Source organism: Blautia sp. MSK18_10, from assembly GCF_020553185.1.
GTDB lineage: Bacteria > Bacillota > Clostridia > Lachnospirales > Lachnospiraceae > Blautia_A > Blautia_A wexlerae.
This window is the reverse complement of sequence record NZ_JAJCGT010000028.1, coordinates 1-25,382: the sequence shown is the minus strand read 5'-3', so window position 1 is coordinate 25,382 and position 25,382 is coordinate 1. Positions and strand designations below refer to the sequence as shown.

The 25,382-nt window shown below is 37.1% G+C and carries 26 protein-coding genes; 24 read left to right on the top strand and 2 right to left on the bottom strand.

All coding sequences use genetic code 11. The annotated features are described in order from the left end of the window. Positions 1-98: 98 nt before the first annotated feature. Positions 99-1,544: a DUF2971 domain-containing protein gene (locus LI074_RS11695; RefSeq protein ID WP_118339126.1), complete on the top strand. Its 1,446-nt coding sequence runs from the start codon at positions 99-101 to the stop codon at positions 1,542-1,544. Between the two features lie 481 nt (positions 1,545-2,025). Further along, the gene (locus LI074_RS11690) at positions 2,026-2,427 is read left to right on the top strand and encodes a hypothetical protein (protein ID WP_118339129.1); all 402 of its coding nucleotides are present in this window, start codon (positions 2,026-2,028) and stop codon (positions 2,425-2,427) included. Between the two features lie 127 nt (positions 2,428-2,554). Here the strand turns inward: LI074_RS11690 and LI074_RS11685 are convergent, their stop codons facing one another. Then, positions 2,555-3,205, bottom strand: a complete 651-nt coding sequence (locus LI074_RS11685) for a tyrosine-type recombinase/integrase (protein WP_265107672.1) — start codon at positions 3,203-3,205, stop codon at positions 2,555-2,557. Positions 3,206-3,479: 274 nt separating this feature from the next. On the opposite strand from LI074_RS11685, the gene LI074_RS11680 reads away from it, so the two are divergent. From LI074_RS11680 to LI074_RS11670, 3 genes are all read left to right on the top strand, one after another. Beyond that, complete coding sequence (locus LI074_RS11680) at positions 3,480-4,784, top strand: hypothetical protein (RefSeq protein ID WP_226839623.1); 1,305 nt, start codon at positions 3,480-3,482, stop codon at positions 4,782-4,784. 168 nt (positions 4,785-4,952) lie between these two features. Beyond that, positions 4,953-5,870 carry a tyrosine-type recombinase/integrase gene (locus LI074_RS11675; RefSeq protein ID WP_173698228.1) on the top strand — a complete coding sequence of 306 codons (918 nt, stop codon included), beginning with the start codon at positions 4,953-4,955 and terminating at the stop codon, positions 5,868-5,870. 280 nt (positions 5,871-6,150) lie between these two features. Then, positions 6,151-7,242 (top strand): toll/interleukin-1 receptor domain-containing protein, encoded by a 1,092-nt coding sequence (locus LI074_RS11670; protein ID WP_173684561.1) that lies wholly within the window; start codon positions 6,151-6,153, stop codon positions 7,240-7,242. Here the strand turns inward: LI074_RS11670 and LI074_RS11665 are convergent. Next, positions 7,239-7,856: an AAA family ATPase gene (locus LI074_RS11665; protein ID WP_118340629.1), complete on the bottom strand. Its 618-nt coding sequence runs from the start codon at positions 7,854-7,856 to the stop codon at positions 7,239-7,241. The genes LI074_RS11670 and LI074_RS11665 overlap by 4 nt on opposite strands. Positions 7,857-8,124: 268 nt before the next feature. On the opposite strand from LI074_RS11665, the gene LI074_RS11660 reads away from it, so the two are divergent. The 19 genes from LI074_RS11660 to LI074_RS11575 all read left to right on the top strand — a co-directional run bounded on the left by LI074_RS11660 (position 8,125) and on the right by LI074_RS11575 (position 25,115). Beyond that, positions 8,125-9,507: an AAA family ATPase gene (locus tag LI074_RS11660; RefSeq protein ID WP_118341845.1), complete on the top strand. Its 1,383-nt coding sequence runs from the start codon at positions 8,125-8,127 to the stop codon at positions 9,505-9,507. Between the two features lie 171 nt (positions 9,508-9,678). Then, a complete protein-coding gene (locus tag LI074_RS11655) occupies positions 9,679-9,990 on the top strand; it encodes a hypothetical protein (RefSeq protein WP_049896285.1) in 312 nt (103 codons plus the stop codon). A gap of 622 nt (positions 9,991-10,612) precedes the next feature. After that, positions 10,613-11,515, top strand: a complete 903-nt coding sequence (locus LI074_RS11650; protein WP_118340089.1) for a hypothetical protein — start codon at positions 10,613-10,615, stop codon at positions 11,513-11,515. Positions 11,516-11,647: 132 nt separating this feature from the next. Next, positions 11,648-12,037: a BlaI/MecI/CopY family transcriptional regulator gene (locus LI074_RS11645; RefSeq protein ID WP_008703603.1), complete on the top strand. Its 390-nt coding sequence runs from the start codon at positions 11,648-11,650 to the stop codon at positions 12,035-12,037. 6 nt (positions 12,038-12,043) lie between these two features. After that, complete coding sequence (locus tag LI074_RS11640; protein WP_055060003.1) at positions 12,044-13,792, top strand: M56 family metallopeptidase; 1,749 nt, start codon at positions 12,044-12,046, stop codon at positions 13,790-13,792. Positions 13,793-14,272: 480 nt separating this feature from the next. Further along, positions 14,273-14,761 carry a sigma-70 family RNA polymerase sigma factor gene (locus tag LI074_RS11635; RefSeq protein WP_008703599.1) on the top strand — a complete coding sequence of 163 codons (489 nt, stop codon included), beginning with the start codon at positions 14,273-14,275 and terminating at the stop codon, positions 14,759-14,761. Further along, positions 14,758-16,203 (top strand): hypothetical protein, encoded by a 1,446-nt coding sequence (locus LI074_RS11630; RefSeq protein WP_008703597.1) that lies wholly within the window; start codon positions 14,758-14,760, stop codon positions 16,201-16,203. Before LI074_RS11635 ends, LI074_RS11630 begins: the two co-directional genes overlap by 4 nt. A 93-nt stretch (positions 16,204-16,296) precedes the next feature. After that, positions 16,297-16,677: a hypothetical protein gene (locus LI074_RS11625; protein WP_008703595.1), complete on the top strand. Its 381-nt coding sequence runs from the start codon at positions 16,297-16,299 to the stop codon at positions 16,675-16,677. A gap of 70 nt (positions 16,678-16,747) precedes the next feature. Beyond that, positions 16,748-17,179 (top strand): IS200/IS605 family transposase, encoded by a 432-nt coding sequence (gene tnpA / locus LI074_RS11620; protein ID WP_008703594.1) that lies wholly within the window; start codon positions 16,748-16,750, stop codon positions 17,177-17,179. A gap of 45 nt (positions 17,180-17,224) precedes the next feature. After that, positions 17,225-18,553, top strand: coding sequence for an IS200/IS605 family element transposase accessory protein TnpB (locus LI074_RS11615; RefSeq protein ID WP_025577116.1), 1,329 nt, complete (start codon positions 17,225-17,227; stop codon positions 18,551-18,553). Positions 18,554-18,716: 163 nt separating this feature from the next. Further along, complete coding sequence (locus tag LI074_RS18185) at positions 18,717-18,950, top strand: DUF2500 family protein (RefSeq protein WP_226824741.1); 234 nt, start codon at positions 18,717-18,719, stop codon at positions 18,948-18,950. Beyond that, entirely contained in the window at positions 18,944-20,434 is a 1,491-nt protein-coding gene (galT, locus tag LI074_RS11610) for a UDP-glucose--hexose-1-phosphate uridylyltransferase (protein ID WP_118521655.1), read from the top strand. Before LI074_RS18185 ends, galT begins: the two co-directional genes overlap by 7 nt. Before the next feature lie 279 nt (positions 20,435-20,713). Continuing rightward, positions 20,714-21,361 (top strand): energy-coupling factor ABC transporter ATP-binding protein, encoded by a 648-nt coding sequence (locus tag LI074_RS11605; RefSeq protein ID WP_008703583.1) that lies wholly within the window; start codon positions 20,714-20,716, stop codon positions 21,359-21,361. Positions 21,362-21,414: 53 nt separating this feature from the next. Continuing rightward, positions 21,415-21,960 carry a Uma2 family endonuclease gene (locus LI074_RS11600; protein ID WP_118340083.1) on the top strand — a complete coding sequence of 182 codons (546 nt, stop codon included), beginning with the start codon at positions 21,415-21,417 and terminating at the stop codon, positions 21,958-21,960. Next, positions 21,957-22,130, top strand: coding sequence for a hypothetical protein (locus tag LI074_RS11595; RefSeq protein ID WP_173684560.1), 174 nt, complete (start codon positions 21,957-21,959; stop codon positions 22,128-22,130). The genes LI074_RS11600 and LI074_RS11595 overlap by 4 nt, the downstream gene beginning before the upstream one ends. Continuing rightward, positions 22,127-22,300 carry a hypothetical protein gene (locus LI074_RS11590; protein ID WP_226824721.1) on the top strand — a complete coding sequence of 58 codons (174 nt, stop codon included), beginning with the start codon at positions 22,127-22,129 and terminating at the stop codon, positions 22,298-22,300. Before LI074_RS11595 ends, LI074_RS11590 begins: the two co-directional genes overlap by 4 nt. A 33-nt stretch (positions 22,301-22,333) precedes the next feature. Beyond that, the gene (locus LI074_RS11585; RefSeq protein WP_118340081.1) at positions 22,334-22,849 is read left to right on the top strand and encodes a Uma2 family endonuclease; all 516 of its coding nucleotides are present in this window, start codon (positions 22,334-22,336) and stop codon (positions 22,847-22,849) included. A 33-nt stretch (positions 22,850-22,882) separates the two neighbouring features. Further along, complete coding sequence (locus LI074_RS11580; RefSeq protein WP_055053608.1) at positions 22,883-23,440, top strand: Uma2 family endonuclease; 558 nt, start codon at positions 22,883-22,885, stop codon at positions 23,438-23,440. A 208-nt stretch (positions 23,441-23,648) separates the two neighbouring features. After that, on the top strand, positions 23,649-25,115 hold the full coding sequence (locus LI074_RS11575; protein ID WP_118521654.1) for an IS1182 family transposase: 1,467 nt from the start codon (positions 23,649-23,651) through the stop codon (positions 25,113-25,115). Positions 25,116-25,382: the final 267 nt, after the last annotated feature.

The window sequence follows — 25,382 nt, the reverse complement described above, 5'->3', positions numbered from 1 at the left end:
TATTAAGCTTTCGTATAGGAAGCTGCATGTCAATCCATGGTTTATGAAGAGCAGACTTCATCATAACTATTTGAATAATTTATCGAAAGAAGGAAAAAATGAAATTATACCACTACCGTTCAATAAGCAGTGCATTATTAGAAATTGAAAATGGCACTTTTCATTTTGCATCGAAAGAAGAGTTAAATGATCCGTTGGAAGGGTTTGTACGTGTTTTCTGGCAGGGAGATAAGATGGCCTGGGAGGGATTGTTCAGACATTATATATATAGCGTAGCGCGTGCATTGAAACTCTATATTCTGAAAGCCGATGATGAAACGTTATATCATGGTACTTTGGTTGCAGATGTTCATTGCTATAAAAATAACTTTTTTGAGAAAATTTTATTGAAATTAGGAGAAGAGTTCATAACGGATACAGATGTACAAAATCTGGCAGGAGTTTATGGTGACAATTGTTTGAAAGTATCAGAAAAGGAACTTCAATATATTCTTTTTTATATTCATAATAATGCACTAATTAGGTGTCTGGAAGAATTTAAGAAAAATAAATTTGTACCTGCAGAGGAAGCTGAGAAACAGATTAAACTTCTTAATTTTTCACTTTCTGTGGAAAAATTAGTAGATGCAATAAAGAAAGTCTTTTCTAATGAAAAAATGCGTGTCCAGACAATTGAATCTATGGAAGAAATATTCGAGGAAATGAAGGAATTCTCCTATATAATGAAAGGTGCAGAAAACGACATATTTCTTCATGGTAAAGGCTCTGAAGAACAAATATATGATAATGATGGCAATTCAGTAGTTCAACAGCATAGAAAGTGGTTAATTGTTATGGCTGATTTTCCAAAAGTGTTTGTGGCTCAGTTGAGGGATATGATATACCCCAAAAGCTATGTTGTTTGTTTTTCTAAAAAAAATGATAATTCTGCTATGTGGGGAAACTATGCAGATTGTCATAAGGGTGTATGTCTGATTTATGATACAGGTGACGAGGCAAAACTTAAGGTAGGAGGGCGACATATTCCTCTTGATGTAAGAGCAATTTCTTATGGTGGAGAGTCCATTGAATGTAATTTTTTCCAGACATTAGGACGATTGACTATGGTTCAAATAAGAGAATGGTTACTTGGAGTAGACGGCGTCAGTTCCTGTTATGAAGCATTTTCTGATGTAGAGGAATGGAGAAAACGTTACTGGAAGATCTATGATGCGAAAACCTATCGCAAGACAAAAAACTGGGAACATGAAAAGGAATTTAGGGTAGCTGTGTCAAATACATTTGGTGAATTTGATGTTCCTCAAAAGCAGAATATGTCATTTGATTGGAACCTTTTGAAAGGTGTTATCTTTGGAATCAGAACCAGTGAATATGATAAAAAACAGATTCTGGATAAGCTGATAAAGCATAAGGACGAATTATCAGATTTTACTTTTTATCAAGCTGAATATAGTGCTGAAGAGCAGAAAATTAAGATTCGAAAAAAGAAATTTTGGAGACTGATAAATTATAAAGGAAAAGTCGATGGCACAGAAAAAGTTTAAGGTAATTTGACATGGAAAGTATGTAACGCTCTGGCTTTATGGCTGGGGCGTTATTTTGCTGGAAAAAAGCAGATTCTGAGGATATAATATAATCATGTTGATTTTTCCTGATTTAATCCTGTGATTAATTGTGATGAAGAAAATACATATCGTGTAATACCATATGAACAGGGGCTTATGTTCCCTCTGAGATTGTATCACATAGTATATTAGAAGTTTGCAATAGAAAAGAATAAGTCATTTGCAGAACAATTAATGGAAATTGTAGAGGAAACGCTAGAAAGCTGCCAAACGGAAGACGAGATTAATACTTTAACTCATTCATATACATCTATGTTACTGGATATTAGGTAAACGGTAGAACCTGAGTACCTTTTTATTCACTTCAAGTTATGCCATAATCATACTCAACAAAATAACATAGTCAAAAAAGTTTAGTACTTAACTTTTTTAACTGACTATGATTCAGAGGAGGAATATTATGGCTACGCAAACCAGCCTTGTAGCTCAGCAGGTCAGGATCAGACAATGGGCAGAACAGATCCGGAATTGTCAGAACCGTCCCAAAGGGATGGATGTTGAAACCTGGTGTACCCAAAATAATCTTACAAAAGCCAACTATTATTACCGTCTCCGGTGTGTCAGGCAGATATGCCTGGATCAGATGCAGGACACAGAAACCACTGCTTTTGTGGAACTGCCCGCACCTGCACCAGATCCAAAGAAAATAGATACTCCAAAAGAATCCGGTACATGCATTTCGGCAGGAACTCTGCCAATGATCCGTATTAAAAATACCAGGGGACTGTCAGCTGAGATATTTTCCGGTACTTCACCGGAAATGCTCTGCCATCTCATAAAGGCTTTTACCCATGCTGAATGATGCAGATGCTTCCGGATTTAAAAAGGTGTATCTGGCGATGGGATTATCCTCAGCATATTTTTATCCTCAGCTTTTCATTGATTCCCTATAATTATTGTGAAAATACTCTCAAAGCTGAGGATAATTATTATCTTATTCCACAGATCCTAGCTAATTCTTCCTCATCATCTAGCCATTCAGCTGTTTCAGATACATCAACACTATTGTTTTCCATGGCCTTTTTCAGCATTTCAATTGATGGAGATGCGTATATACGGGTCGTTTGAGTGGAAGTATGTCCCAGTATTCGGGATACAAGTTCAAGTTCAACTCCATTTTGATACAGTCCACAAGCCCTGGTTCTTCGGAGCATATGTGGATACAGCTTTTGCGGAAGTCCAGGATGATCAGGTCTTATTTTTTCTGCATACTTGTTCAGTATTCTTTCTACATTTCCGGTTGACATAGCAGACAGATTTCCTTTGATCACTGTATAAAACAGGGGATAATCACCGTTTGTTTCCGAATGATAGATCTTTATGCATCTTTTTAAGTGCTCGACAGTTTTGTCTGTTATTGATACAATTCTTTCCTTATCACCTTTTCCATGAACTCGGATATAAGGTATCGTTTCATTTAGCTTCAAAGATTCAAGAGTTAACTCTCGCAGTTCAGATACTCTTATAGCCGAATCGTACAGAAGAATCAGTATAGTCTTGTCCCGTATTCCTATTTTTGATCTGTCGGAAGGGGCAGCCAGCAAGGCTGCAAGATCATCTGGCTTTATTGTTTCCTTCACCTTTTGTGTTCCCTTAATAAATGTGACCTTTGAAGCCCCAAGAGCGATTGACTGCATCGATATTTCGCCATCAGCTACGTACCATAAATAAGATCTAATCGCAGCCAACCTGTTATTACAGGTGCCAGCGGAACATCCTTTATTCACTGCCCTGTGAATTCATGTACTGGGCCAGTTGCCGCATTGCACGGCGCGATTTTGCTTCATCTGCATGATAAGACAGCCATGTGTCCGATAATTCTTTTGTTATGATTGCCCTATCGATAGCATTGACTTGCCTGATGAAAGTTGTCGAATACTGATTATGGATAGCCTTCCGTATTTTGATAGCTTGGCAGATCGCTATGAAGAACAGGCGTGTCCAAATAGTGAACTGATCAATAAACGGATAGCTCAAAAAATTGAACAGGGTATTGGCAGAGGTGTCCGTGGTGAAAAAGATTATTGCGCCATTTTAATAATTGGCTCAGAATTGGTTCGGTTTATGCGGAGTATTGCAACTAATAAATTCTTTTCACCACAAACGAGAAAACAAATTGACATTGGCATCGAAATTGCTGACATGGCGAAAGAAGATAAAACTGAAAGCCCTATAAAAGTTGTGCTTTCTTTGATAAAGCAGATGTTAGTGCGTGATGAAGGCTGGAAAGAATATTATGCTTCTGAAATGGATACGATTGCAGAAGATAATGCAGAATCACAGGTATATGACAGGCTTTTAAAAGAACGGCAGGCAGAACAATTTTTTTGTGAAGGTGAGTATGAGAAAGCTATTTCTTCCATGCAGCGATTGATTGATGGGCTTAATGTTGATGACACAGAAAAGGGTTGGTATTTACAGCAATTAGCAAGATATACATATCCGACAAGTATTGCAGAATCGATTAAAATTCAAAAAAGTGCATTTAAGAAAAATACACAGCTTTTAAAACCGAGTACAGGAATTGATTATACAAAAATTTCTTATATACACCAAGACCGCCTAAATAATATCAGAACATATATGCGGAAATTTTCAGATTATAGTGAATTGTTTTTGTCAGTTAATGCGACATTAGATAATTTGTCTTTTGGTATTGAAGCTACTAAATTTGAAGCTGCATTAAAAGATATTGGCGCTTTACTTGGCTATGTCAGCCAGCGTCCAGATAAAGAAATTCGGAAGGGACCTGATAATCTTTGGTGTGGTTCGAATGATCATTATTTATTATTTGAATGCAAAAGTGAGGTGTCCGGAACCCGTCAGGAAATCACGAAACATGAGGCGGGACAAATGAATAACCATTGTGCATGGTTTGAAGATCAATATGGCCCAAATGCAAATGTAGACAGATTTATGATTATTTCGACAAAGACACTTTCTTATGAGGGAGATTTTACACATAAAGTTAAGATAATTCGTCCAAATAAACTTAAGATCCTGAAGGATCAGATAAAAGGGTTTATTAAAGAATTAAAACCGTTTTTCCTGGATGAGATATCTGATGATACTTTACATGAATTTTTAACGTTACATCATCTGAATGTTGGAGATTTTTCTGAGCAATATTCTGAAGAATACTACCATAAAACTAGATAAGAAATGCGAGTACAGCTAATTGGATGAACCGAAAGGCTGTACTTTTTATTTTTAAGAAAATATGATATGGAATATGTCTGTCTTTTTGTTTGTAAAATTTCTGAAAATATTCTGGTGAAATGGTAGTATGATATGGAGAATGTTAAAAAACGTAGGGGAGAACGAAAAATGAGATTGCAGGATAAATTAGTACCGTATCTGGAATATTGCACATATAGAAAGGAACTGGATCAGAAAACAGTAAAAGCATATCGAATTGATCTCAATCAGTATTTTACTTTTGTTGCTTGCGAAGAGCCCGACAAAGAGAAGATTGAGGAATATATTACAGAATTACATAAAAAATATAAGCAAAAAACAGTGAAACGCAAAATAGCCTCTGTCAAAGCATATTATAGTTATTTGGAAGAGAATGAATTGATTAAAGAAAGTCCATTTCGAAAAATAAAAGTCAAATTTAAGGAAAATTTGATTCTTCCGAGAATTATACCGCGTGAAGAGATTGAACATTTATTAAACCATATGTATGGCTGTCTGCAGCAGGCATCGGAGACGGTTTATAAATATTGCCTGAGAGATGTGGCAGTAATCGAGCTTTTCTTTGCAACCGGGGCCAGAGTTTATGAAATATCAAATATACGGGCAGAAAATGTGAATCTGAATACTGGGCTGATTCAACTCATGGGAAAAGGAGCGAAAGAAAGATATGTTCAGATTGGCAGTACCTCAGTGTTGAATATTTTGCGGAAATATTATGCTGAAAACAGAGCGGCGATTAAAAAAAGTGGATATTTTTTTGTAAATGGCAGGGGCAACCGGTATACGGAACAGTCCATTCGACTGATGCTAAAAAAATATACAGCTCAGGCTGGAATAGAAAGAAATATCACACCGCATATGTTCAGACATTCATTTGCAACATATCTGATTGAGGAAGGAGTGGACATAAGCTGTGTACAGCGGATACTGGGGCATTCTTCCATAAAGACAACACAGATCTATATTCATGTGGCAGCCAGAAAACAGGCAGAAATCTTACGGGATATGCACCCACAGAATAATATGAAGATTATAGGAGCAGCGTAAGAAACATATAAAAGCTACGTATGCGGAATGGAGATCGGCTAAAGAAGGCGGTCTTTTTTGCGTACAAAATATTATAAGGAAATTCCAAATACAGTTTACAAGATAAAAATAACTAGAGTTTCTTGGATTTGGAAGGAATTTTATGGAAAAGAATGGAAGGATTTGATATAATATATATGATAATTCTTAATTATCTGTACCCAGATATCTAAGCCATAGCTCAATTACAGAATATTATTAAATAATAAAAATTGTATTTTGAAGGAGGATGACATTTTTTATGTCAGATAATATATTTATTAGCTGGTCTAAATCCAAAAGTAGAGAATTTGCTTTTGAAGTGAAAAATTTATTAGAAACTCTGAATCCTCATTTGAATATTTTTATGTCTGAGGATAACATTTCAGCAGGTGAAAAAGTTCAAGAAAAAATTATTCAAAAAATTTCTGAATGTGATAAAGTATTGTTGTGTTTCACTCGTGATAACAAAAAATCTCCATGGCTACTATATGAAGCCGGATATGCGTGCGGTCAAAACAAAATGGTAATTCCACTATTATTTGATGAAGATCCCAACTGGCACTCTTGGATTGATAATCCTATGAATATTGCGAGAGAAATAAATATCAATAGTATAAGTTTTGAAGAATCATTTATAAATTGTTTTAATTTATGTGATTCCGTTTATACTAGAGAATTACTTTCAAATTTTATTAAAAGAATTGATGAAATTCGAGAAAAATATCGTAAAGTTGATGCTCAATGCGAAGATTTTGTTGATTTACTTATTTCAAATAATACATTTAGAATTGAAAGCCCTATATACAGAAATAAAACTGCCTATTTTCTAACCGGATTTGAAACATTTGAATTATGGAAGGCCATAATACAATCTTTTATGTATACAGGAAAATATTTATGGATATACGGAAGAAAAAACATGAAATTATTTGGTGGAAATTTCAAGGAATTATTTGATTATTTGGAAGAAAAATCACTAAATAATCAAATGTTTGGAATCGATTTTCGTTGTTTGTTTTTAAACCCCAATTCGGATGAAGTGAAGCATGCTCATAAACAACAAGATATATTTTTGCCGGAGCTCAAAGCAACAATTAAACGCGCCAAATATCAAATAGGTGATAATCAACTCTTACAAAAATGTTTTCGCATGTACTCAAATAGAAGAGAAGAAATTATTATACGCTTGGATAATTGCATCATTTACGCAAAACCTCATTTTGATGAAAACGGGTATCCCCAGCTTATGACAGATACAAAATTTGAGATTTTTAGCGCATCTTCCCCACGAGGTCAAGAGTGTATTCGCAAATTTTCTAACATTTGGAATGAAGCTATAAATTTGTTCTAATTACCATACAGATTTATAAAAATTTTATGGATATCTGAAAGTGTTTCATAAATGGTTTTATTACTTACATCAATTGAGTATACTTTACATATATTAGTTGGTATACGATGGATACTGTTATTTAAATCAGTGTTAGTTTGATATAATAATGGTATACATTCTGATTTGTATTTTTCAGGATTTCGATTTTTAAGTCGATTCCACAATGCATTTTCAGAGTTTACATATAGATTAATATAAACTATATTTTGATATGGCGTGCATAAATATAATTCCTCTGGAATAATATGTACGCCATTGATTATAGTAGGAATTTTTTTTCGTTGTTGGCGTTTTATAATATTTAAAATAGATTCTTTCATTATTTTACATTGTTCTTTTGCCATATCATAAGTCAAAAAAATGTCATGTGAACAGACCTTATCAAATTCAAAGTTGCAAGTTTCCTTTAAATAAATATTATACCCTCTTAATATATCTCTAATTATATCCGTTTCTTCGATGAGCCTGATTTCCGTGTGAATTTTAAGAAGTTCATACGATATTGTTGTTTTTCCTGCTCCCGGAACACCGGATATCAGAACAATTAAATCATCTGGTAAATGACAAGTCATATTTGTAAATTCTCCCTCGTCTTTCTTAAAACTATAATTGGTGTATCATTTATTTAGTGTAAGGTTGCTTTTAAATGTAAAATAATTAAGAATTATCCGTTATCCCCTTAGAAATGAACATGTTTACTGCAAGTAGAATATTTGTTTTTAAAAAATAATTCAAATAATGTTAAAGAAATTAACAAAAATAGAATAAGAATTGATTTTTTGAGATATAATAAGATATACTGAGTACAGGTGAATGAAGCTGAAAGGAGGTGTGATAGAGATGAAATACGTTATTCGGCTTTGGGGAATGGAGATAAGCAACATAAAAAACGTGATACACGGTGAAATTGAAATGCCCCAAAATAAAAAGGGAAGCATTTTAGGAATCTACGGAGCCAATGGATCTGGAAAAACAGTAGTTGTGGACTGTATGGTATTGCTGAAATATCTTCTTTCCGGACGTCAGATCCCGTCAAATTTTTATTATTATATAAATGAAGCAAGTAATACCTCCTCTGTAAAGTATCGCTTTGAGCTGAAAATCGAAGAAAAATGCTATCTGGTAGAATATGAAATTGAACTGCTGAAAAACGGTAAGAAGAGCTTCTGCATCAGTAAAGAAAAATTCAGCCAGAGAGAAATGTCCGAAGGAAAACGGATCACACCTGTTTTTGATTACCACAAAGGCAGGAAAGAGCTTTTTCGTCCGTTGAAATTGTATGAGCGTTTTTCTAAGGATATCCAGAATGTTATTGCACTTGGAGTCGCAGAGCAGGCAACACAGAACTATAATGAGGAAAAGGGTGTTCCGGAGGTAAGTTCCTTTTTATTTTCAAGAAAAGCACAGGAAGTCTTTGAAAAAACTGAAGGTGAGGCTGCATTGCTTTCTCTACTGAGTCAGTGTTTTCAGAAATATGGAATTTATGATCTTGCTGTTGTTGAAAACGCGCAATACGGTTATTTATCCTTAAATCTGGAAAATATGCCCGTTAATATTGACTGGCCGGATACGATACCAAAAAAAGGCGAAGGCATCTTCTTACGCTTCACAGATATAAATGTGGTGCCAAAAGAAGTTTTTCCTTATGTAGCAAATACGATCAAGCAGATCAATATTGTAATGAAATCATTAATACCTGAGATCAATATAGAAATTTATAATGCGTTTGATAAGCTATTGAAGGAAGGAAAAGACGGAGTGCAGTTTGAAATCATTGCCATGCGTGGAGAGAACCGGATTCCGCTTTTGTATGAATCCGCAGGAATAAAGAAGCTGATTTCTATTTGCAGTAATTTAGTTGCCTGCTATAACAGGGAGTCTTATTGCCTTGTGGTAGACGAGCTGGATTCTGGTATTTATGAGTATTTGCTGGGAGAATGCCTGGAAGTTATGCAGGATAAAGCTAAAGGACAATTGATCTTTACATCACATAACTTACGCCCATTGGAGATCCTTGAAAACGATTCTCTGCTTTATACGACTGTGAATCCTGAGAATTGCTATATAAAATCTACTTATATCAAAAATACGCAAAATACCCGGTTATCTTATTTACGGACGATCAAGCTTGGCGGGCAAAAAGAAAAGCTCTACAATGAAACAAATATATATGAGATGGAGCTTGCTATGAGGCGGGCAGGAAGGATACGTGCTAATGACTAAAAAAGTTATTCTGTTTCTTGTAGAAGGGCCGACGGATGAAGATGCACTGGCTGTTATATTTACGAAACTGGTAAACAATCATGAACGAAATATTTTGATGCACATATAGAGGCAAAAAATAAGGATCGGCTGATCCGTAGAAATCTAAGCAAGAGAAAGATTGTATATTCTTTGTATAACCGGAAAACTGTGGCAGGATTTCCCTACGAGATCTACTATTTTTCCAGAAATATGGAACATGTGCTGCATGACCGGGCAGAAAATCTGACTGATGATGAAAAGGAAGATCTGGCATTTGACATCGCAGACCAATATACAGATCAGCTGGAAAAATTCCTGGAATATTTACATGACGATGGTTTTTATGTATGTGGTACTTATAAAGATACCTGGGAATTTATCATGGATGGAAATAATTCACTGAATCGTTATTGCAGTTATTGCAATGTGGCTGTCTTTTTTGAACAGCTGGAAATTGGGTAAAACTGGTAAAAAAAATCCGTTGACTTTTACCGTATTCTTCCATTGTAAAATTTTTTGCTGATCCGAAAAACGGAACTTTGGGAAACAAATAAACCACCTGCTATGCGGGTGGTTGTAGTTATCCTGCTTTTCGGAGCATTTATGGGAACATGGATGAAAGACAAAACTTTTGCTTTCCTAGATGGGAAGTTTGCGAAAAACGAGACCCATGATTTTATTTAAATGCTTGCAGAAATTTAATGGAAAATTTCTAAGAAATATAACATTTTAATTTTCAGGTCTTTCTGGATGGACAGGAACAATAATGGTCTATCCGGGAAGGCCTTTTTTTACTGCAGGAATGTTGTAAAACGGAACTTTTGATGGAAATACGATTGCAGAAAAAAAAATGTTAGTTCTGGCTATCATGTCCAGTATGCCGAAAATCATTTGGAGAAGGCGAAGGACGTGTTTATGAAAGTGATGAATATCCTCTAGATTTATATAGCCCAGTGGAAGGAAAATAGAAATTAAACTGAGTTGATAAAAAAATATAAAAAAAGAATTGACAATTATATTCTACAGTTGTAGAATATAATTAACTTCTACAGATGTAGAAAATAAAACTCTAGGAGAATCCACGATGAAGACAAAATTTATGACACTTATGACGGTAGCAACACTTGGGATTTTTTCAGCTGCAACGGTTATGGCAGCAGGAAATAACGATTTCTATACACAGCCGCCGGCTGGATCTGAATGGGAAAAAGCAGATACGAAAGGTACCTATGCAAGCTATACGAACGGAAATGATTATGTAAATATCTATAAATATTCACTGAAGGATGTCAAAACAGGGATTGCCAAATGCAATGACACATACGATGCCTGCTATCAGACAATTTATTCAGAGGGAAACAGCCTGTATATGGCAGTGGGATATGCAAAAGATGCAGATGACATCAGTGACGTCAGAAAATTTGTAGAATATATTTCTTATCCTGGAAATCCTTCACTTACCAGACAGGAGAATGAAAACCAGACCGATGATTCTTCTGATGATTCTGATAAGTCAACTACAGATACTGCCAGTCAGAAGTCAGGAGGAGATTCAGATTCCTCCGATACAGAAGAAAATGCTTCTACAAAATCCTCGGACAGCGATGATGATTCAGATATCCTTACTACCTCACCAATGACATTAGTTGACAGTGATGGAAATACCATTGAGATTAATTACATTCTTCACAAAGATTATTCTTGTGAATATCGTGGAGATGATGGAATGAACTATACCGATAATGGGGATGAAACTTATACCGACGAAAATGGAAATACCTACTCAGCTCTGAATGATGACACTCATCATCTGGGATATACGTTGGAACAGCATGACCTTCAGGATGCAAACGGTAATACTGTGACGGTTACGGAAACTACAAATGGTGATTATTATTTCCAGGACGAAAATGGTACAGGATTTACGGACAACGGAGACGGGACATGGAGTGATGAAAATGGCAGCAGTTATACAGAAATAGACTGATAGTGGTCAGTAGCTGCAGGAATGGCAAGGGCATTTGCAAATTGTGCAAAAGCCCTTGCCATTTCCGTGAACCGTGGTAAAATAGAATTATTCCTACATTTGTAGAAAATATGTAACAGGAGGTATGAAAAAGTGAAAAAAACTTACCAGAGACTTCCGGAATCAGAGTTGGATATTATGCTCGTTCTTTGGAATAATACTCCGCCAATGACCAGACCGGAGATTGAAAAAGTGATCAATACGAAGAAAAAGCTTGCATCAACAACAATTTTGTCATTGCTGACCAGATTGGAGAACAAAAATTTCGTGGAAGTGACGAAACAGGGAAAAATGAATCTGTATACACCCTTGGTTTCGCAGTCAGATTATCAGGCACATGAAAGCCAGAGTGTTCTTGAGAAACTTTATGGGAATTCACTAAAAAAGTTTGTAACTTCACTTTATCATGGAAAGAAGATCAGCTCGGAAGAAGTCCAGGATCTCAGTGAATTTCTTAAGAACCTGGAGGACAGGGAGGAATAGCAAATTATGGAGGTTCTTGTTCTGCACATTCTGAAACTGAATATTATTGCAGCAATAGTAATTTTACTGGTAAAAGTGCTTGCGACTCTGTTTAAAGGACGTGTATCAGCGAGATGGAAGTACTTTATCTGGCTGTTGATTACGATAAGCCTTTGTGTTCCGGTGCGCCTTCCGGCGAATCTGGCACTGGTGGATTTCAAAGTACTTAGAAGCAGTCAACAGAATACGCAAAACCCGAAGATAACGGATTACGCAGTCAGACCAGAGGAAAGTCAGAAGATAACAGAAACCGTATTATCTGCGAGCAATGACATGAAAAATCTGACAGAAATCCCGGAACAAAAGAGAACTGTCAGGTACGAATCAGATAAATGGCTGGGAATTGTGGCTGTGATTTTTGTTGCTGTCTGGCTGAGCGTAGCGGTACTTAAACTGACAGGAGAATTGCTGGCATATTATTTTTCTATAAGGAATCTGGAACGGATGAGTCTACAGGTAAGTGATACGGTGAGTATTCAGATGTACCGTGCAGCGTGTCAAAAGAAGCACGTACGCAGAATACCGGAGCTCAGGCAAAACGCAGGTCTTACCACACCGCTTCTTGCAGGACTTTTACATACAAAATTGTATCTACCAGCAACCGGGTATTCAGCAGAAGAAAGAAAACTTATCTTTTACCATGAACTTACACATTATTGCCATCGGGATCTCTGGTATAAGATGCTCCTTCGAATCTGTGCATCGATATACTGGTTCAATCCCTTTCTTCTTATCATGCTGAAAGAAGCGGATAAGGATATTGAAAATCTGTGTGATACAGCGGTTGTTCGCAGAGTTAATAAAAAGGAACATAAATTATATCGACAGCTGCTTCTCAGGACAGTGGCCATGGAAAATCAGATTCCATATGTGACAGCAAGTCTTAATGACAGCGAAATGGTGTTTAAAGATCGGATTCTGTATATGGTGAACATTCGGAAACTCCGCAAAGGAATTCTTCCGGGAATTCTTGTGACGCTGCTGCTTGCAGGCGGTAATCTGGTATTTAATGTCTCTGCCGGGACAGATACAGTTTCAGTAGAGACGGAGAAGTCTGGTATTGAAAAAAATGCAGATCCAGAGAAAAATAATGTACCGGATTATGCACCGTTTTCTGAAATGGTAACTATGCAGAAAGCTGCTGAAACACAGGACGAAGGAGGAGTGACAGAGAATACAGATACAGAGGATTCTGTAGACGAAGAGGAAAAAGCGGATGCGGAAACAAATGATGAACCTGCCATGGAAAACAGCGGACAGGTAAGTGAAACGACCGATGATGGAATTACCTCTGACAACAACGGGTCTGTTTCATCTTATGAAAATCTGCCAGCAGGCGTACCATATACCAGTGGATTCACTACTACTTCCGGTGTAGCATCAATTGTAGCACCGGGTGGAGGAGATGAAGAATCCAGAGTTCTTTACGATAACGGAGATGGGACCTATTCTGATTATTATGGGAGCCGATACAGTTATCAGGGAGATGGAAACTGGGCAGATGCTAATGGCAATTCATATCGTACCTGGAATGACGAAGATTATTATTCCGGAAACCAACTGGAACAGCATGAACTCCAGGGCAGTAACGGTACCGTTACTGTAAAAGAAACAACAAACGGAGATTATTACTATTGTGACGCAGATGGGGTCGGATACACAGACAATGGTGATGGCACCTGGACGGATGAGAATGGGAACATCTATACAGAATAAACAAAGAAGCAGGACAATGGGGATGCTACCCAATGCCCTGCTCCTTTGTTTATTCAAAATGAAGTTTCTTAAATCTTTGAAGCCGCAAAATGCTGCAAGCTCTTTCTTTGATTTTGATGTTGTGCAAAAAGCCAAAATCTGTTTGGATACCGTTGATGATTCCGGCTCCTGTCTGTCAGCTAGATTTTCCAATGGGATAAATTTACTGGATTTACGCACAAGGCTGTAACATTCGTTGATTAAGATACGGATTAACCAGGTCCGGGCATAGTTATCGTTTTTTAATGTACCGACGTTGGAAAAAGCCTTCACAATTGTATATGGGTAAGAAGTAAGACAGGTGTATAATGTCAACAGAGGGGAAAGATTTATTTCCTCTATTATTAAAAAAATAAAGTTTATTTGGGGATATTTTGAAAAACTGTACGTCTAATCTATGTAAATGAAAATTGCCGGCCGGCTAAAGAAGGTGGTGTTAAAGTGACCAAAGAAGAATTAGGGACGTTGATTCTCAATTCAGAGAGACAATTGTATTCTACTGCCAAAACAATTTTAATTAACGATCAAGATTGTGCGGATGCTATTCAGGAAACGATTGTTAAGGCATTTTCAAAGATTGGAACTTTGAGAAATGACAAATATGCCAAGACTTGGTTGATTCGTATATTGATCAATGAGTGTTATACTCTTTTGAGAAAGTCGAGTAAACTTGTTTCTTTGGAAGGGATGAGTGAAATGACAGAAATTGAGACAGATCAGAGAACTGACTATAGCGACTTGTACAGAGCCGTAAATTCTTTGAAAGAAGAATTACGAATGCCAGTTATTCTGTACTATATTGAGGATTTCAACATAAAAGAGATTGCGCAGATTCTTGAGATAACCGAGGGAGCAGTTCAAAAAAGACTTGCCAGAGCACGGGGAAAGCTTAAGCGTAATTTACAGGAAAGTGAGGAGTTGACAGTATGAGGTTAGAAGATATGAAAAAAGATATTCCTGAAACTCCGGAGTTCATCCACACGATGATCCAAAGCGAAGTGAAAAAACAGCTACAGGACACGAAGGTGGTTAATATTCAGACAAGGAGAGTGAAAAAATGGACAGGTGCCAGAGTGGCTGCAGCAATAGCCGTATGTGTATTGGCTACATCGACCATAGTCTATGCAGGTACCAAATTATATCATATGTTTTTAGAAAAACAAGGAGCCTACAGTATCGTAACGGGAATTAAGGCGGATGGCAGCACAGGGAAAATTAATCTTCCTGAAAGAATTCATGATATAGATATCTCAGCAGGATATATTCCAGAAGGAATGGAATGGATTGATGAATTTCATCTGGAATATCCTGAGCATGATCGAACCGGAGGATTCAGCTTTGCATCTGTGCTTTTAGACGAGGATGATTTGAGCAAAGTAATGCAAGATAAGAATGTTGTTGACTGTGAGGAACGAACTTTTGGCAATTATGAAGGTGTATATCTTAAATATAATGACCTGGCAGAGGATGGATCTTTTAATCAAAGGATTTACCTTCTTCGCCCAGATGTATATCGTGTAATTACTGTTTATATCGGTGATGATATTTCAAAAGAGGATGCCATTAAAGTGGTAGAAAACCTTGTAATCACTGAAAATGATACAATGATTGAAACCGCTGGTTTGTATACGTGGAGCGAAATGGTATCCCCTGAAGAATCATCGGGAGAAGCAGTGATGACTTCTATTGCAGATAATAAATTGCTAATGCATCAGATTGGTGAAGTGTTTGATATATCAGCATCTGGTGAAGACAGAGATGGCAACTATATTGAAAATGATAAAATTTCAGTTTGTGTTGATGCTGTTCAGGTGGAGGACAATCTGCAGCTGCTTGGTCAGAATAATGTGCCGGAAGAATGGACTGATGCAGTTGGAACTGATGGAAATTTAGTAAATAATACGCTGTCTTATATTAAGTCCGGTAATGGCATTGATTCAGTGGATGAGATTGTAAAAACAGAAAGTGTGAAACAAAAGCTCGTCTATGCGACAGTTACTTATACCAATAAGTCAGATGAAGAAATTAACCATATGCTTTATATTGGTACATTGCTGTTGATGGACCATGAAGATGGATCATATCAAATTTACGATCCGACAGAACAGTCCGGAGATGACTACGATCGTGTTATATGGGATGGTGTTGCACGTACAGCTGAAATGACATACAACAGTATATCAGAGGATTATGGAAATGGAGGAAACTATATTTCTTCATTAAAACCTGGTGAGAGTATACAGGTGAATATGGCATGGATCGTAAATGAGAATGACTTGAATAATATGTATCTGAATCTTAACGGTGATGGAGCTGCATATGAGTTTTCAGATTCAATGTTAAAAACAGGATTGGTGGACATATATCAGTAATGAAAATCTTATTATAGAGAAGAGGCTGTCCGTAGTGGGCAGCTTCTTTTAGATGCAGCGTTCGGTACGGATTGCTTAAAAACATCATTCCAGATGCTATACTCTATCATTAACCTGCCAAACATCAATCTGGGACAGTTGCAGATAATTCTTGCCGCAGCAGGCTTGCTCTCCGTATTAGCAACGGTTAGCTGTACGCTATTCCTGTCTGCGAAGTTTAAAGATACCCTGACGGTTTTACTGATCTCTATTGTGGTTCTTTTCATGCCGCTTTTTGCTTATGTGGCGATGGGAGCAACATGGTTCTCCACCATACTTCCATCTGCCGGAATTGGTATGCAGAACAATTTCCTTTATCAGCTGGCGAATTTCAACTATCTGCATATCGGTGGAATGAGCTTCTGGACACCGTATGGATTTCGGCAGGAATTGAATAACTGTGCGTCGCATTCTCGTTACTTAGTGATGAGTTAGGCGCACTTTTTTTAAAAAACGAGCAGAACAAATGTTTGCAAACACTTCTTGCATATGATATAATATAAACATGGAGAAAAATATGTTTAATATCAATAATAATGAACTTTCATATGGTAGAGGATATGTGTATTCCCTACAGTACCATCTGGTATGGTGCACAAAATATCGGAAAAAGGTTTTAAAAGATGGTATTGATGCAGAATGCAAAGAAATGCTCTGTGATCTTGCAGAAGAATATAAATTTCAGATTCTGGCAATGGAGGTTATGCCGGATCATATCCATCTGCTTGTAGATTGCAGACCACAGTTTTATATCTCTGATATGATCAAGATCATGAAGGGGAACATTGCCCGGCAGATGTTTCTTGCGCATCCAGAACTGAAGAAAGAGCTTTGGGGAGGGCATCTGTGGAATCCATCTTATTGTGCAGTAACGGTGAGTGACAGGAGCAGGGAACAGGTATGTTCTTATATCGAGGGGCAAAAAGAAAAACAGTAACCTGAAAGAATCCGTTTTTTATATTTGTAAGAAAGAGGAAAAAAGATGAGGACAGTATCCAGTTATGGTGTAGAATTGCGAAAACAAAATATCCCGATCCGCCAGACACTGGATATTTATCGTTCTGCGGTCAGTTGTCTGATTGAGATCTATGCCCAGATATGGGATGAACTGGCAGTGATCACAGAACCTAAAAAACGTTTCAACACGGCAGAACATCTGGTACATACCACCAAAAAGAACCAGGCAAGGTTTGATTTTGACCTGCGTTTTCCAAAGATGCCTTCTTATCTCAGAAGGGCAGCTATCCAGCATGCCCTGGGAAGTGTATCCTCATATAAGACAAGGATGGAACTGTGGAAAAAAACGGATCAGAAAGGCGGCAGGCCGAAGCTGGTGTGTGATAATCATGCCATGCCGGTATTCTACCGAGATGTGATGTATCGTGAGGATACAGAAGAAAAAGATGGAGCGTGCCTGAAACTTTATGATGGTCATGACTGGAAATGGTTCCGGGTCAGCCTCAGCCATACAGATATGGAATATCTAAGAAAGAACTGGGCAGGAAAAAAAGCTGCAGCACCCGTGCTGGAAAAAAGGCATCGTAAATACTTCCTGCGCTTTTCTTATACGGAAGAAGTGCCGCTTACAAAGACACCTGTAAAAGAACAGATCATCTGCAGTGTGGATTTAGGACTCAATACGGATGCAGTCTGTACCATTATGCGGGCAGATGGAACTGTCCTGGGAAGAAAGTTTATTGATTTTCCCAGTGAAAAAGACCGGATGTACCGTGTGCTGGGACGAATAAGCAGGTTCCAGAGGAAACATGGTTCTGCACAGGTGAAAAGCAGATGGGCCTACGCGAAGCGTCTTAACACAGAACTTGGAAGAAAGATTGCAGGTGCAGTCACAGGATATGCAGAAGAAAACCATGTGGATGTGATTGTGTTTGAGTATCTGGAAATAAAAGGAAAGATATCCGGAAGAAAGAAACAGAAGCTGCATCTGTGGAGAAAAAGAGATATCCAGAAAAGATGTGAACATCAGGCGCATCGCAGAGGGATGCGGATTTCCAGAATCTGTGCATGGAATACCAGCAGGCTTGCCTATGATGGGTCAGGAACAGTTGTCCGCGATCCGGGCAATCACAGTTTATGTACATTCCAGAATGGAAAAAGATATAACTGTGATCTTTCAGCGTCCTATAATATTGGAGCAAGATATTTTATACGGGAACTTTTAAAACCCATTCCGGTAACGGAAAGGTCTTTGCTGGAGGCAAAAGTCCCTTCAGTAAAGCGTAGGATCTCATGTGTATATGCGGACTTAAGAGAACTATTTTTAGAAATGGAACTCTTAAGAGCAGCATAAACACAGGCAGATATACAGCGGACTACCTGTGGTGTGGGAACCTGCCATATCTGGCATGGAAAAAAGCGCATGACTGCGCATATCCTAAGTCACAGGCGTATCCGCCGATATTTAGCCTTGTCGCTTAAAGCGGCTGAGGAGCATGTGACTTTAGTCATGTGAGATCCACAAGAAGCAAGGAATCTATACCCATATGCAGTCTGAAACACATGTACCTTGGTTTCGCGTTGTATTTGAGATGACAGATGGAAGTTTGATGGAATTTCAAATGCAACAGGGAGATTTTCGTGAATTGGAAAAAGGCGATCGAGGTATGCTGACTTATCAGGGAAATCGGTATATATGTTACCAAAAATATAAATTTAAAAGTGAAGCACAGGAGGAAGAAAAATGTTAAGTGAAAGCATTGCAAAGCTGGTACAGTATGGGATTACAACAGGTCTGACACCGGAATGTGAAAGAAACTACACAACAAATCTTCTGCTGGACGTTTTTCATGAGGATGACTATGAGAAACCGGACAACATTGAGGAACCTGTTAATCTTGAAGCAACATTGGGCGAGTTGCTGGACGAAGCCGTAAAAAGAGGACTGATCGAAGACAGTATTGTATACCGGGATCTATTTGATACCAGATTAATGAACTGTCTGATGCCACGTCCGGGCCAGGTGCAAAAAGAGTTCTGGGATAAATATAAAGAAAGCCCAAAGGAAGCAACCGATTATTTTTATAAACTGAGTCAGGACAGCAATTATATCCGCAGATATCGCGTAGAGAAGGATCAAAAGTGGAAGGTAGACAGTCCATACGGTGAGATTGATATTACCATCAATTTGTCCAAACCGGAAAAAGATCCAAAAGCAATTGCCGCGGCAAGGAATGTAAAATCCGGAAGCTATCCGAAATGTCTTCTTTGCCCGGAAAATGAAGGATATGCGGGACGTGTTAATCATCCGGCAAGGCAGAATCACAGGATTATTCCGATCACAATCAATGATACTCCTTGGGGATTCCAGTATTCTCCGTATGTATATTACAATGAGCATTGTATTGTATTTAATTGCCAGCATACTCCAATGAAAATCGAGAGAAATGCATTCATTAAACTGTTTGATTTTGTAAAACTGTTTCCACATTATTTCCTTGGATCTAATGCAGATCTGCCGATCGTAGGCGGCTCGATCTTAAGCCATGATCATTTCCAGGGTGGACATTATACATTTGCAATGGCAAAAGCACCAATTGAGCAGCACGTGGTACTTCCGGGATTTGAAGATGTAGAGGCTGGAATTGTAAAATGGCCGTTATCTGTACTTCGTATTTGTCATAAAGATTCTAACCGTTTGGTAGATCTGGCAACACATGTGCTGGAAGTATGGAGAGGTTATACTGACGAAGCAGCATTTATTTATGCTGAAACCAATGGAGAGCCTCATAATACAATTACACCAATTGCACGTAAAGTAGGGGATATCTACGAATTGGATCTGACATTAAGAAACAACATTACAACAGAAGAACATCCGCTGGGCGTGTATCATCCGCATGCAGAATATCATCATATTAAGAAAGAAAATATCGGTCTGATCGAAGTTATGGGACTTGCAGTTCTTCCGGCCAGATTAAAAGGTGAGATGGAACTTCTGGAAGAGTATATTCTTGAAGGCAAAGATATTTCTTCAAATGAACAGATTGAGAAACATGCAGAGTGGGTTAAGAAGTTCCTTCCGAAATATCCGGAAATCACAAAAGAAAACATCCATGGCATTCTTCAGAAAGAGATTGGAATCGTATTTACCCATGTTCTGGAAGACGCAGGAGTATACAAATGTACGACCGAGGGAAGAGAAGCATTTATGCGTTTTCTTGAAACATTATAAAAACTGAAATAAAAGGATTTTTGGGAAAATGGGAGGTAAGTGAAACCTCCCATTTTTTTAGGGCAGCTACTCTTAAGAAGCATGGATCGGGCAGTTGCATTATACGAAAGTATGGAATTGCGGGGATTCCATGGGGAGTTTTATTATGCAGAGAAAGTATATAACAAACTTGTATCCTGGGGATATGTGATTTTCTGGGTATCAGTATTTATTTTGATGAGAACATGCTCAGTCACAGTGCTGCTGGGAAGAATGTTTGTATAGAAAGTGTAGACGAAAATGATAAAATTTGAAAATGTAGTATTTGGATATGGAGAAGAGAAAAATGCCTTGAATTATGTGTCTTTCCATATCAGTGAAGGAGAACAGGTGGGTCTGATCGGAGCCAATGGTGCAGGGAAGTCTACGCTAATGAAGGCAATGCTGGGACTGATCCCTGCAAAGGGAAAGATCACTGTTGATGAAATAGAAGTAAATCAGGAAAATTCAAGTAGAATCTGGCAATGCCTGAGGTATGTGTTTCAGGATTCTGATAATCAGATGTTTATGCCGACGGTTTATGAAGATATGATATTTGGACCATTAAATTATGGTAAGAGCAGAAAAGAAGCAGATCAGCTTGCCAGGGAGGCCTTGGAAGAACTGGACCTTATACATTTGAAAGACCGCCAGAATTATAAGATGTCAGGTGGCGAAAAGAGAATGGCTGCCATAGCCACCATCCTTGCAATGAACCCAAAGGTAATGCTGATGGATGAACCATCAACAGCATTAGATCCAAAGAACCGGAGACGGCTGATACGGATCCTGCAGAAGCTTCCGACAACAAAGATCATTGCAACCCATGATCTGGAGTCTAAGATGACTGCTGCCGATGCTGATATCTATATCTGTTTTGTCAGAATCAAAAAACAGGTTGCTGAATAGGCATAATCTATATTATAATATATTTATAGCTAAGCTCACTTGGAGGTGATAACATGCCATTATTGAAAGAAGAAGCTTATACTATAGATGATATATATGCTTTACCAGATGGAGAAAGAGCAGAACTGATTGATGGTCGTATGTATATGATGGCACCACCAAGCCGAAAGCATCAGCGTATCTCAACAAGACTTGTCAGTATTATTGATCGTTATATTGAAGAACATAAAGAAAAATGCGAGGTCTATGCTGCACCATTTGCTGTTTACTTGGATGAAAGAAGTAATACCTATGTAGAGCCAGATATTTCTGTAATTTGTGATCCAGATAAGCTTGATGATAGAGGATGTAAGGGCGCACCTGATTGGATTATTGAGATTGTGTCACCTGCAAGTAAGAAAATGGACTACCTGTTGAAGCTTCTGAAATATCGTTTCGCAGGTGTTAAGGAATATTGGATTGTTGATCCTGAGAAGAATCGTGTTATAGTATATAATTTTACCGGTGATGAAAGTGTTAATGATTATACCTTACAGGATTTTGTTAAAGTGGGAATCTATGAAGATTTTGTGATTGATTTCGGAAGTATGGAATTATGAGTGATAATATGACAAAACGTGCAAAAGAATATATGAATGCAGATTTCGTATACGAGGATTATAGAAATCTGGCAGAAGCACAGAAAATAGCAGACGTAGAAGATGTGACAGCAATTTCGGAACGATTAATTAAACAGAATATGGAAGCATATAAGGAGCTTACTAAATGATAATTTTGAATAAAGAATATAGGGAGATTTATTCAAGAGAAGTTACCAGAGAAATACCAAACAGTGAGACTATATCTGCAATTAATGAAGTACAACAGATGAAACAGAATCCTTCTCTAGGAAAATCGTATACAGATATAGACAAAATGATGATAGACTTGACAATATAAAAAGCTTTATTTTCATCGAAGGGAGCATATAGAATGGATTGGAATTTAAAGATTACAGATATGGCAGGTGCTACACCAGAACATTCATCAGTTATTGTCAATTTTGTGGCTGCGGTCAGATATCAGTTAAAAAACAGCACTTGTTATGTTTATTCCGATAATGTACAGTACCGTTTTAAAGATGCTGAGGGAAATAATAAGATAGTCATTCCTGATGCCTCTATAAACTGTCGTACTAAATCCAGGAGAGGGAATACATTTACAGATGCCCCACGCTTTGTTATGGAAGTTTTATCTCCATCAACCGAAAAATATGATCGTACAGAAAAGATGGAATTATATGCGCAACAGGAGATAGAGGAATATTGGATTGTTGATTGGCGTACAAAAACAATAGAGATTTATGAACTGGACTATGATGAGAATGATATTCCCAAATATTATCTCTGGAAAACTATTAGCGAACAAAACAAGGACGAATTAAGATTGGTTCATTTTCCCAATATTAAGATAACCTTTGAAGATCTGTTTGATGAGATTGACTACTAAGATATAGTATGGAATTGTAGGAGGTGAGTGAATATGCCATTACTTGAAGAGGAATATAGAAAAGAAGAGAAGATCAATGGTGTGATTTATGATATGTCACCGTCACCAAATTATCAGCATGGGATTGTAGATGGTAATATTTATTCCATTATAAAAAGTGGATTAAAAGGAACATTGTGCTTGGCTTTCATGGAGAATCTGGATTATAAATATCATGCACAGGAGAATAATGATTATGTGATACCAGATGTGATGATTATATGTGACCGTAAGCACTTGAAAGGTGGTTCCTATACTGGTACACCCAGATTTATTGTGGAAACTCTTAGTCCTGCGACTGCATTGAGAGATAAGACTGTCAAAAAGGAGCTTTACCAGAATGCAGGAGTTGAGGAATACTGGATCATTTCACCAAGAGAGCGGGCTGTAGAAATCTACTATCTGGAAAATGGTAAATATGATTTGAAATACAGTTACATTCTTCAGGATGATTCAGAAGAAGAACATTATAATGCAGATACAGTGGTGACATTGAAAGACTTTCCGAAAATCTCCATGACATTAGCGGAGATGTTTGAGAACGTAGAATGATCACAATTTAATATGAGCAGTATGAAAGCCCTCGGGAGTTAATCCAAACGAAAAGGAAAATAGTTCTTTTGATAATTAAGTGTTATAAAGATAATATTTTAACAACCGTAGCAAGAATTCCCTCACCTCTATAGGGACGCCACTGAAAAAGTGATCGTAAAATCATATATCTGATATAATTAAGGTATCATAATTGTCGGAGGTTGAAATGTTATCATCCCAACTTAAACTTAGCCTTAGTTATTATTCAGATTTATATGACATGATTGTTCCAAAAGATCATATTCTAAGAAAAATCAGGGAATTGGTCGATTTTTCTTTTATATATGATGAATTAAAAAATAAATATTGCCTTGATAATGGACGTAATGCAAAAAAACCTATATTGCTATTTAAATATCTGCTTTTAAAATATCTTTATAACCTTTCTGATAATGGTGTTGTTGAAAGATCACGATATGATATGTCTTTTAAATATTTTCTGGAATTAACGCCAGAAGAAGAGGTTATCCATCCTAGTCTTTTAACCAAATTCAGAAAGCAGCGTTTAAAAGATGAAAATATACTTGATCTGCTCATAAATAAAAGTGTAGAACTTGCCATAAATCAAGATGTTTTAAAAAGCAATACTATAATTGTTGACTCAACTCATACAGAAGCCCGTTATCATAAAACTACTCAGAGAGAAATGTTGAAAAAAGCCTCTACTTCTTTAAAAGCAGCTTTAAAAGATTCTGATAAAGACATTTATCTGCCAGATGAACCTGAAAAACGAGCTTCTTTAGATGAGTATAATGAATACTGTCATGAATTATTAAACACAGTTCAGGAAAGTCCGTATTCAGAACTGCCAACGATTAAAGAAGAATCTTCTATGTTATCCGAAATTTTGGATAATCAGATTGATTGTTATGATCAATCCATTGACCCGGATGCCCGGATTGGCCATAAAGCGGTCAATTCTTCTTTTTACGGATACAAAACTCATTTGGCCATGACAGATGAACGGATTATCACAGCAGCAACAATCACATCCGGCAAAGCATTTGATGGTCAAGAACTTCCAGTACTGGTTCAAAAAAGTAAAGCAGCAGGTGCAACCGTTAATGAAGTAATAGCAGATACCGCATATTCCACACTGGAAAATTTAAAAGATGCACAAAGCAATGACTATAAATTAATTTCAAAGCTTAACCCGAGCATCATAAAAGGGACTCGTTCAGAGGACGGCTTTATTTTTAATAAAGATGCGGATACCATGCAGTGCCCAGCGGGGCATTTGGCTATAAAATATCGAATTGACAAACGTAGTAATCAGAAAAAGAATACACGTATCAAATATTTTTTCGATATTAATAAATGCCATGTCTGTCCTTATCGTAATGGCTGCTATAAAGAAAATGCAAAAACCAAAACGTATAGTATCACTATTAAATCGGATTATCATAAAAATCAAGAAGCGTTTCAAAAAACACAATATTTCAAGGAACGTTTCAAAACCCGCTATATGATAGAGGCAAAAAATAGTGAATTAAAAAATATACACGGATATAGTCGTTGTGATGCTGCTGGACTATCAAACATGCAACTTCAAGGAGCAGTATCAATATTTGCAGTCAATTTAAAACGAATTTTAAAACTAAAGGGAGAAGTCTGCCCAAATGAGGAAAAATAGGAAAGTTCATCTCTCAAAAGGGTAGATTTTGCATCCCTCAAAACACTATTTTAGCAATATTTTATTATCAAGGAACATTTTAGCACATATTTGACGCCCTGTGATACTAAACTTACCACTTTTTCAGTGGCGTCCTATAGGTGATGGGATGAATTGCACATTCGAGCATGTCTGCTCAAATTCATAAAAAATCGCAAAAACATTTGTTCTGATACAATAAATATATTATAATAGAAAAAGAACAATATGCTCTTGAAATTTGGACGT

What these genes read in the sequence shown, in the direction of transcription:
- LI074_RS11695 (WP_118339126.1), top strand. Translation starts at nt 99, where the DNA reads ATGAAATTATACCACTACCGTTCAATAAGCAGTGCATTATTAGAAATT.
- LI074_RS11690 (WP_118339129.1), top strand. Translation starts at nt 2,026, where the DNA reads ATGGCTACGCAAACCAGCCTTGTAGCTCAGCAGGTCAGGATCAGACAA.
- LI074_RS11675 (WP_173698228.1), top strand. Translation starts at nt 4,953, where the DNA reads ATGAGATTGCAGGATAAATTAGTACCGTATCTGGAATATTGCACATAT.
- LI074_RS11670 (WP_173684561.1), top strand. Translation starts at nt 6,151, where the DNA reads ATGTCAGATAATATATTTATTAGCTGGTCTAAATCCAAAAGTAGAGAA.
- LI074_RS11665 (WP_118340629.1), bottom strand. Translation starts at nt 7,856, where the DNA reads ATGACTTGTCATTTACCAGATGATTTAATTGTTCTGATATCCGGTGTT.
- LI074_RS11660 (WP_118341845.1), top strand. Translation starts at nt 8,125, where the DNA reads ATGAAATACGTTATTCGGCTTTGGGGAATGGAGATAAGCAACATAAAA.
- LI074_RS11650 (WP_118340089.1), top strand. Translation starts at nt 10,613, where the DNA reads ATGAAGACAAAATTTATGACACTTATGACGGTAGCAACACTTGGGATT.
- LI074_RS11640 (WP_055060003.1), top strand. Translation starts at nt 12,044, where the DNA reads ATGGAGGTTCTTGTTCTGCACATTCTGAAACTGAATATTATTGCAGCA.
- LI074_RS11630 (WP_008703597.1), top strand. Translation starts at nt 14,758, where the DNA reads ATGAGGTTAGAAGATATGAAAAAAGATATTCCTGAAACTCCGGAGTTC.
- LI074_RS11625 (WP_008703595.1), top strand. Translation starts at nt 16,297, where the DNA reads ATGCTATACTCTATCATTAACCTGCCAAACATCAATCTGGGACAGTTG.
- tnpA (WP_008703594.1), top strand. Translation starts at nt 16,748, where the DNA reads ATGGAGAAAAATATGTTTAATATCAATAATAATGAACTTTCATATGGT.
- LI074_RS11615 (WP_025577116.1), top strand. Translation starts at nt 17,225, where the DNA reads ATGAGGACAGTATCCAGTTATGGTGTAGAATTGCGAAAACAAAATATC.
- galT (WP_118521655.1), top strand. Translation starts at nt 18,944, where the DNA reads ATGTTAAGTGAAAGCATTGCAAAGCTGGTACAGTATGGGATTACAACA.
- LI074_RS11605 (WP_008703583.1), top strand. Translation starts at nt 20,714, where the DNA reads ATGATAAAATTTGAAAATGTAGTATTTGGATATGGAGAAGAGAAAAAT.
- LI074_RS11600 (WP_118340083.1), top strand. Translation starts at nt 21,415, where the DNA reads ATGCCATTATTGAAAGAAGAAGCTTATACTATAGATGATATATATGCT.
- LI074_RS11595 (WP_173684560.1), top strand. Translation starts at nt 21,957, where the DNA reads ATGAGTGATAATATGACAAAACGTGCAAAAGAATATATGAATGCAGAT.
- LI074_RS11590 (WP_226824721.1), top strand. Translation starts at nt 22,127, where the DNA reads ATGATAATTTTGAATAAAGAATATAGGGAGATTTATTCAAGAGAAGTT.
- LI074_RS11585 (WP_118340081.1), top strand. Translation starts at nt 22,334, where the DNA reads ATGGATTGGAATTTAAAGATTACAGATATGGCAGGTGCTACACCAGAA.
- LI074_RS11580 (WP_055053608.1), top strand. Translation starts at nt 22,883, where the DNA reads ATGCCATTACTTGAAGAGGAATATAGAAAAGAAGAGAAGATCAATGGT.
- LI074_RS11575 (WP_118521654.1), top strand. Translation starts at nt 23,649, where the DNA reads ATGTTATCATCCCAACTTAAACTTAGCCTTAGTTATTATTCAGATTTA.